General features: G+C 58.0%; 6 protein-coding genes. 3 read left to right on the top strand and 3 right to left on the bottom strand.

Annotation, left to right across the window (positions count from 1 at the left end; genetic code table 11):
• Nucleotides 1-105: 105 nt before the first annotated feature.
• Entirely contained in the window at nucleotides 106-396 is a 291-nt protein-coding gene (locus ACESMB_RS13905; RefSeq protein WP_372925347.1) for a DUF6482 family protein, read from the top strand.
• Between the two features lie 11 nt (nucleotides 397-407).
• Here the strand turns inward: ACESMB_RS13905 and ACESMB_RS13900 are convergent, their stop codons facing one another.
• Together ACESMB_RS13900 and ACESMB_RS13895 are read right to left on the bottom strand one after the other, a co-directional pair.
• Entirely contained in the window at nucleotides 408-1,193 is a 786-nt protein-coding gene (locus tag ACESMB_RS13900; RefSeq protein WP_372971860.1) for an SDR family NAD(P)-dependent oxidoreductase, read from the bottom strand.
• A gap of 119 nt (nucleotides 1,194-1,312) precedes the next feature.
• Nucleotides 1,313-3,118: an ABCB family ABC transporter ATP-binding protein/permease gene (locus ACESMB_RS13895; RefSeq protein WP_372971859.1), complete on the bottom strand. Its 1,806-nt coding sequence runs from the start codon at nucleotides 3,116-3,118 to the stop codon at nucleotides 1,313-1,315.
• Nucleotides 3,119-3,348: 230 nt separating this feature from the next.
• On the opposite strand from ACESMB_RS13895, the gene ACESMB_RS13890 reads away from it, so the two are divergent.
• Together ACESMB_RS13890 and gabT are read left to right on the top strand one after the other, a co-directional pair.
• Nucleotides 3,349-5,121 (top strand): ABC transporter transmembrane domain-containing protein, encoded by a 1,773-nt coding sequence (locus ACESMB_RS13890; RefSeq protein ID WP_411289022.1) that lies wholly within the window; start codon nucleotides 3,349-3,351, stop codon nucleotides 5,119-5,121.
• An 81-nt stretch (nucleotides 5,122-5,202) separates the two neighbouring features.
• Nucleotides 5,203-6,477, top strand: coding sequence for a 4-aminobutyrate--2-oxoglutarate transaminase (gene gabT / locus ACESMB_RS13885; protein WP_372925344.1), 1,275 nt, complete (start codon nucleotides 5,203-5,205; stop codon nucleotides 6,475-6,477).
• Nucleotides 6,478-6,587: 110 nt separating this feature from the next.
• On the opposite strand, the gene ACESMB_RS13880 is transcribed toward gabT, so the two are convergent.
• Complete coding sequence (locus tag ACESMB_RS13880; RefSeq protein WP_372971861.1) at nucleotides 6,588-7,328, bottom strand: ParA family protein; 741 nt, start codon at nucleotides 7,326-7,328, stop codon at nucleotides 6,588-6,590.
• Nucleotides 7,329-7,337: the final 9 nt, after the last annotated feature.

The following is a 7,337-nucleotide window of genomic DNA, read 5'->3' as shown; positions in this document are numbered from 1 at the left end:
AGTGCCTGACTAACTCAATCCTGCTCATAGCTGCTCGTTTATTGACCTGTTTGATCGCAAGTTCCGTAATCACTGTTACGACTACAACAGAAAGAGAGATTCCCGATGCACATGCACACTGGCGAACTGAAGTCCCACAAACACGATACGATTTCGCTGCTGGAGATTGTCTCCATGGAGGGCCGCTATTACATGGCCCGCTTCTATCTCGACGGACAGGGTTACGTGCTGACCGATACCCACGACAAGGTGCTCATGTTTACTGGGGCCTGCGCCGTCAAGGAATTCTTCCATGATTTCCATGTGGAGAACATCGAGATCATTCCCCCCACCGGCACCGACGAAATGATAGGCATGCCAGACAGCAGCTCGGAAACCATGCGGGTACCGCTGTAGGCGGTGTCCTTTTAACTGCCGGCGAACGAGAGCGAATCCACCAGCTCAGGGGCATTGAACACCGCACCCTGGAAATCGCTTTGCGGCGTCTGATTAAGGGTAAACGCCAGCGCGCTGGCAGCTTGTTCGGCTGTCAGGCACTCGCCGTTGTCAAGCCGGTCACTGAGCCAGTGTGCATGGGAAAGTTGCAGCCCCGCAGCTTTAACGATATGGCGCCTGATCCCCGGGGTGTCGACCAATCCGGGCTGGAAAAGACTGATCACCGGTCCGTTTTCCATGGTCCCGAACTCAACGGACAATTGTTGCACCAGCCTCCTCAGAGCCATCTTGCTGACACCGTAACTACCTGTCCCCGGTTGCGCCTGTTTATCCATGCCGGCACCGACCATGATAATCCTTGCGGCCGGGTCAGGGCCTTCCAGAACAGGTAGCAGTGACTGCGTCAGCAACATGGGCGCCGACACATTTACAGCGAGGGCTTCCTGGAAGTCGATCAGGTCAAGACTGGCAAAATCTGCCGCAGGCTCGCCTACACCGGCGCAGTATATGAATGCCGACAGATGATCCACCGCCTGACAGACCCGATCGGCCAGATCTCGGGTCTCGGCCGGGTCGGAAAAGTCCGCGGTCATGGTCATGACCTGGCACTCCGGCGAGGCATTGCGGGTTTCTCCAGCGACCTGTTCCAGCCTGGACCCGGTACGACCAGCCAGGATCAGTTGATGGCCCTGTCCCGCCAGCTCGAGGGCCAACGCGCGGCCAATGCCGGAGCCTGCACCGGTGATCAGTGTCCACATATGACTGCTCCCGTTTGAAAACGCTTTACGGTGGCCGGTCGATTGATACTGGCCATGCCTGCAGTCACATACGGTGGCCGTTGGCTTCAGGATTGATTCAACGGGACACAGGGCAAAGGTCAGGCGTCGCTGTTATCGTCTCCGCTTCGATGCTGCTGTGCCCAGAGATGGGCGTAATGGCCGCCACGGGCCAACAAAGCGCTGTGGTTACCGCTTTCGACAATGCGGCCGCCGTCCATCACCAGGATGGTATCGGCATCCCGGGTGGTAGACAGGCGATGGGCGATGACCAGCGACGTACGCTGACGACTGACTTCCTTCAGCGCCCCCAGAATTGCCTGTTCAGACAGGGAATCCAGGGAAGACGTAGCCTCGTCCAGTATCAGCACTGGTGGATTCTTGAGAATCACGCGGGCAATCGCGACACGTTGTTTCTCGCCACCGGAGAGCTTCAGCCCACGCTCGCCAACCTGGGTTTGGTAGCCATCCGGCAAGCTTTGAATAAAGCCATCCAGGTGCGCCATGCGGGCGGCCCGGTAAACCTCTTCCTCGCTGGCATCCGGCCTTCCGTAGGCCAGATTGCGGTAGAGAGTGTCATTGAACAGCACCGTATCCTGGGGCACCACGCCAATAGCCGCGCGCAGGCTGTCCTGGGTCACGGTTCGGATATCCTGGCCGTCAATGGCTATATGGCCCTGATCCACATCATAGAAACGAAACAGCAGGCGGGCGAGGGTAGACTTGCCCGCACCGCTGGCACCCACCACTGCCACGGTGTGTCCGGCCGGAATGGAAAAGCTGACATCGCGCAGAATCTGCCGGTCCTGGCGATAGGCGAAGTGGACATGATCGAAACGGACTTCACCCTTATCCACCACCAGTGCTCTGGCATCAGGCGCATCCTCAACCACCGGCTCGTCCCCCAGCAAACCGAACAACCGTTCCACATTCACCAGCGCCTGGCGTATTTCCCGGTAGACAAATCCCAGCGCGTTCAGGGGGATGAAAAGCTGCAGCAGATAGGCGTTGATCATGGTGAAATCACCCAGGGTAATCTCGCCACTGGCCACTTCCCGCACTGCCATCACCATGATTGCAATCATCGCCAGGCCGATGATCAGTGCCTGGCCGGAATTCAGCGCCGCCAGGGACAGGCGGTTTTTCAGGCGCGCCCGTTCCCAGTCATCCAGGTTCTGGTCATACATCTGCGCCTCGAAACGCTCGTTATTGAAGTACTTCACCGTCTCGTAGTTCAGCAGACTGTCCACGGCCCGGGAATTGGACTGGTTATCACGGGAATTGGCTTCACGCACAAACTTGGTACGCCACTCGGTAACCTTGATGGAAAACACCACATACACCACTACCGCCACCAGGATCGCCAGCACATAGCCCACGTTGAACACCACGAACAGGATGCCGGCCACCAGCAGAATCTCCAGCAGCGTGGGTACGATGTTGAACAGGGTGAAACGCAGCAGGAAACTGATGCCGTTGGTACCCCGCTCAATATCCCGCGCCAGGCCACCGGTCTTGCGGTCCAGATGGAACGCCAGTTCGCGATTATGCAGATGTTCGAAAACCCGCAACGACACCCGCCGCATGGCCCGTTCCGCCACCCGCGCAAATACCGCATCCCGCAGTTCGCTGAACAGGGTGCTGCCAAACCGGAGCAGGCCGTAGGCGACGACCAGAAGCACCGGAATCCACAACAGCACCTCACCACTCCGGTTCTCATCCAGGTAGTCGACGATGTATTTCAGGGCTACCGGTGTGGCAACCGTGGCCAGTTTTGAAATGACCAGAAACCCCAATGCCAGAGCAACACGCCCACGGAACTCCGCCAGATAGGGCCAGAGGCCGGAAATAATTTTCCAGTCCGGTTTGTGGTCGGCGGGGTAATCGTTATCGGCGTAGGCGCGCAATTAGTTTTCCTGTCAGAATTGGGAGTTGTCGAGCGCCCGAGGTGGGGATGGCCTGCCAGGACACGCTGTAAATACGTCCCTGTACGCTCGGCAAAAGCCATCCATGGCTTTTGACGGTCCTGGCAGGCCATCCCCACCCCGTGCACTCTTGTCAGCAGTTGTAATAGGTCTTTTCCGGAGTTCAAACCGTATCGTTGCCAGAGTTTACAGTACCGCCAACCAGGAGGCACATCATCGACACCCGTCACCGTAAAGCTTTGAAGCTGGTTATCGATTTTATCAGCCCCTACAAAAAGGCAGTCGCTGGTGCCCTTGTGGCCCTGGTATTTACGGCTGGCATCACACTTGGACTTGGGCAAGGGTTAAGAATTCTGGTGGATCAGGGACTGGCGACTCAGTCCCCGGCCATGTTGTCGAAAGCGGTAGGCCTGTTTTTCCTGCTGGTTATTGGCCTGGCGATCGGTTCCTTTGCCCGCTTCTACCTCGTTTCCTGGATTGGCGAGAGGGTAGTGGCGGATATACGCAAGCAGGTGTTCAATCATCTGATCGACCTGCACCCCGGTTTCTACGAGCACAACCGTGCGCTGGAGATTCAATCCCGGTTTACGGCCGATACCACGGTGCTGCAATCCGTGATTGGCTCCACCGTGTCGATTGCCCTGCGTAATACGCTGATGCTGATCGGTGGGCTGATATTGCTGTTCGTGACCAATGCCAAGCTTGCCAGCATCATTATCCTTGGCTTCCCGCTGGTGATCATTCCGATCCTGGTGTTCGGGCGCCGTGTCCGGCAGCTGTCGCGGCTCAGTCAGGACCGGGTCGCGGAGGTGGGTAGCTACGTGGGGGAGAACCTCACCCAGATCAAGACGGTGCAGGCGTTCAACCACCAGACTCATGACCGCCGGTTCTTCGCCCGTGTGGCGGAGAACGCCTTTGATATTGCGCGGGTAAGGATTCGCCAGCGGGCGTGGCTGACCACCATCGCCATTACCCTGGTCATGGGTGCCGTTGGTGTGGTGATCTGGATTGGCGGGCTGGATGTGATTTCCGGGCGCACCAGCCCCGGGGAGCTGGCCGCGTTTGTATTCTACAGCCTGCTGGTCGGTCTTGCGGCCGGGGCGATCAGCGAAGTGATCGGTGAGTTGCAGCGGGCCGCCGGAGCCGCAGCGCGAATATTCGAGTTATTGCAGACGCCCAGTGACATTGCCATGGACGCGGTCGCCACGCAGATACTGCCTGAAACCATCCAGGGGGATATCGAGATCACCAACCTCAGCTTCTGCTATCCCTCTCGCCCCGAGACCAGGGTGCTTAAAGAGCTTTCGCTGAGCATTCGTGCCGGTGAAACCGTGGCCCTGGTGGGTCCTTCCGGGGCAGGCAAGTCCACGCTGTTTGATCTGTTGCTGCGATTCTACGATCCGGATACCGGGCAGATACTGATGGACCAAATCGACAGCCGCCAGGTGGCACTGGATGACCTGCGCCGTTGTTTCGCACTGGTTCCCCAGAACCCCGCGCTCTTTCACGGCTCCATTGCCGACAATATTCGCTACGCCCGCCCGGATGCCAGCGATGAAGCGATGGTGGAGGCCGCACGGATTGCCCATGCCGATGAGTTTATCCGCAGGCTGCCACAAGGGTATGAAACCCACCTGGGCGACACCGGGCTGGGGCTCTCTGGAGGCCAGAAACAGCGGCTGGCAATTGCCAGGGCATTGCTCGCGGATGCACCTATACTATTACTGGATGAGGCAACCAGTGCACTGGACGCGGAAAGCGAACACCTGATCCAGCAGGCCCTGCCGGGTCTGATGTCGGACCGGACGACACTGGTGATTGCTCACCGGCTCGCCACCGTCAGGCACGCCGATCGTATCATTGTGCTGGAAGCAGGCATTGTTCAGGATATTGGTAGCCACGATGAGCTGGTTGCACGGAATCCGCTGTATCGGCGACTGGCAGAACTCCAGTTCCGGGAGGACAACGGCGGCAGTAGTACGTAGAAACATCAGGGCCGGGTTTTCAAACCGGGCCGTCATTTCGTGTATGCTGACGGTACCAAACCGAATTCGAGGAGAGGCAAAGTGACGAACAAAGAATTGCAGGCACTCAAAGAACGTTATGTCGCGGCGGGTGCTGCCAGTCCTAACGAGCAGTTCGCGGATCACGCGACCAACGCGGAGCTCTGGGATGCGGATGGAAAGCGGATGATCGACTTCGCTGGCGGTATCGGTGTACTGAATATCGGCCATCGTCACCCCAAAGTGGTCGAGGCGGTGAAAGGGCAGTTGGACAAGCTTATGCACACCTGCCAGACAGTCATGCCCTACGAGGGCTATGTGAGGCTGGCAGAGAAGCTCAGCGGCATTGTGCCAGTCCGTGGCCACGCCAAGGTCATGCTGGCCAACAGTGGCGCTGAGGCGCTCGAGAACGCCATGAAAATCGCCCGGGCGGCGACCGGTAAAACCAACGTTATCTGCTTTGACGGTGGTTACCACGGACGCACCTTCTACACCATGGCGATGAACGGCAAGGCGGCGCCTTACCAGACCGATTTCGGACCGATGCCGGGAACTGTCTTTCGCGCCCCCTATCCGGTGCCATACCACGGTGTCAGCGAAGACGAAGCGCTCCGTGGCCTGAAGATGGCCATGAAGGCGGACTCACCAGCCAAAGACACAGCTGCCATCGTGATTGAGCCGGTATTGGGCGAGGGCGGCTTCTACGCTGCACCCGCCAGTTTCCTGAGAGAGATTCGCAAGATCTGCGATGAGAACGATATCCTGATGATTGCGGACGAAGTTCAGAGTGGCTTTGGTCGAACCGGCAAAATGTTTGCCATCGAACACAGCGGCGTTGAGCCGGATATGATGACCATGGCCAAGAGCATGGCCGATGGGATGCCTATCTCCGCCATTGTCGGCACCGACAAGGTTATGGATTCTTCCGGTCCGAACTCGCTCGGCGGTACCTACACCGGTAGCCCGACGGCATGTGCTGCGGCTCTGGCGGTATTCGATGTATTCAAGGAAGAAGACATCCTGGGCAAAAGCCAGCGCCTGGGTGAGAAACTGCGCCAGCGCTTTGACCAGTGGCAGGAGCAGTTCCCCCATGTGGATAATGTGCGCAATCTGGGCCCCATGGCAGCCATTGAACTGGTGACTGACAAGACCAGCGGGGAGCCAAGGGCGGACTTTGCCGGAGCAGTGACCAAGAAGTGCAAGGAAAACGGCCTGATCCTGCTCAGCTGCGGCATGTACGGCAATACCATTCGCTTCCTGATGCCGGTAACCATCGAGGACAACATCCTTGAGGAAGGTCTGGCAATTGTTGAGCAGGCGCTGAAAGAAGTAGGCTGAACACCTGGCCCGCGGGGAGTGTGATAGCCCTGTGATTGGCTGTATACATAAACGCTGGCCAGTCTTGCACTGGCCAGCGTTTTTTTGCTGATTACCGCTGCTGTTTGTCGCTAGAGCAGCTTGCGGATTTCCTTCCACAACCGCCGATAGGCATCAGCGGCCGTCGAAGAGCGGTCTATCAGCTCAACGGGTTGGCCGCTGTCACCCATCCGCTCGACGATACTGGCATTGGGAATCAGCGCGTTCAGGCCGCCCTCAAGGTGCTTCTTGCGGTTAATTACCATCTCCCTGTGAAGATTTTTCCGCCGGTCCACCATGGAGAAGAACGGGTGCAAGCGGCCGGGTTTGAGTTTCTTGTCTTTCGTGAATGCCTGCAGTTGATGCCAGCTGTTCAGCGCCAGCCAGGTAGGTACCACTGGAACAAACACGCCATCGGCGGTTTTCAGAACCTGCTCGGACAGCCTCGACATGGAAGGCGGGCAGTCCAGGACAACCAGGCTGGTTTCTTCCGACAATGGCGCCAGCCAGCTCTTGAGGGTATTGTTGCTGTCATCCTTATCCAGCCGGACATCCAGATTACGGAAGCTGTTGTGGGCAGGAATAAAGTCCAGGTTGGGGTAGGCGCTGTCGCGAATAAACTTGCCAATCGGAGTCTTGCCATCCATCAGCGCAGCCAGTTTCCGGCCCTTGATGTCCTCAGTGCCCGCCAGATACCAGCTTGCTGCCCCCTGGGGATCCAGATCCCACAACAATGTAGGAATACCAGCCTGGCTGGCGAGGTAGGCGATGTTTACAGCCGCTGCGGTTTTACCCACACCACCTTTGAGGCTGTAAAACGCTATGATCTTCATGCTTCCTCC

This window comes from Marinobacter sp., from assembly GCF_041686475.1.
Classification (GTDB): Bacteria; Pseudomonadota; Gammaproteobacteria; order Pseudomonadales; family Oleiphilaceae; genus Marinobacter.
Note: the sequence above shows the minus strand (reverse complement) of the source record. Positions and strands in the feature narration are given on the sequence as shown.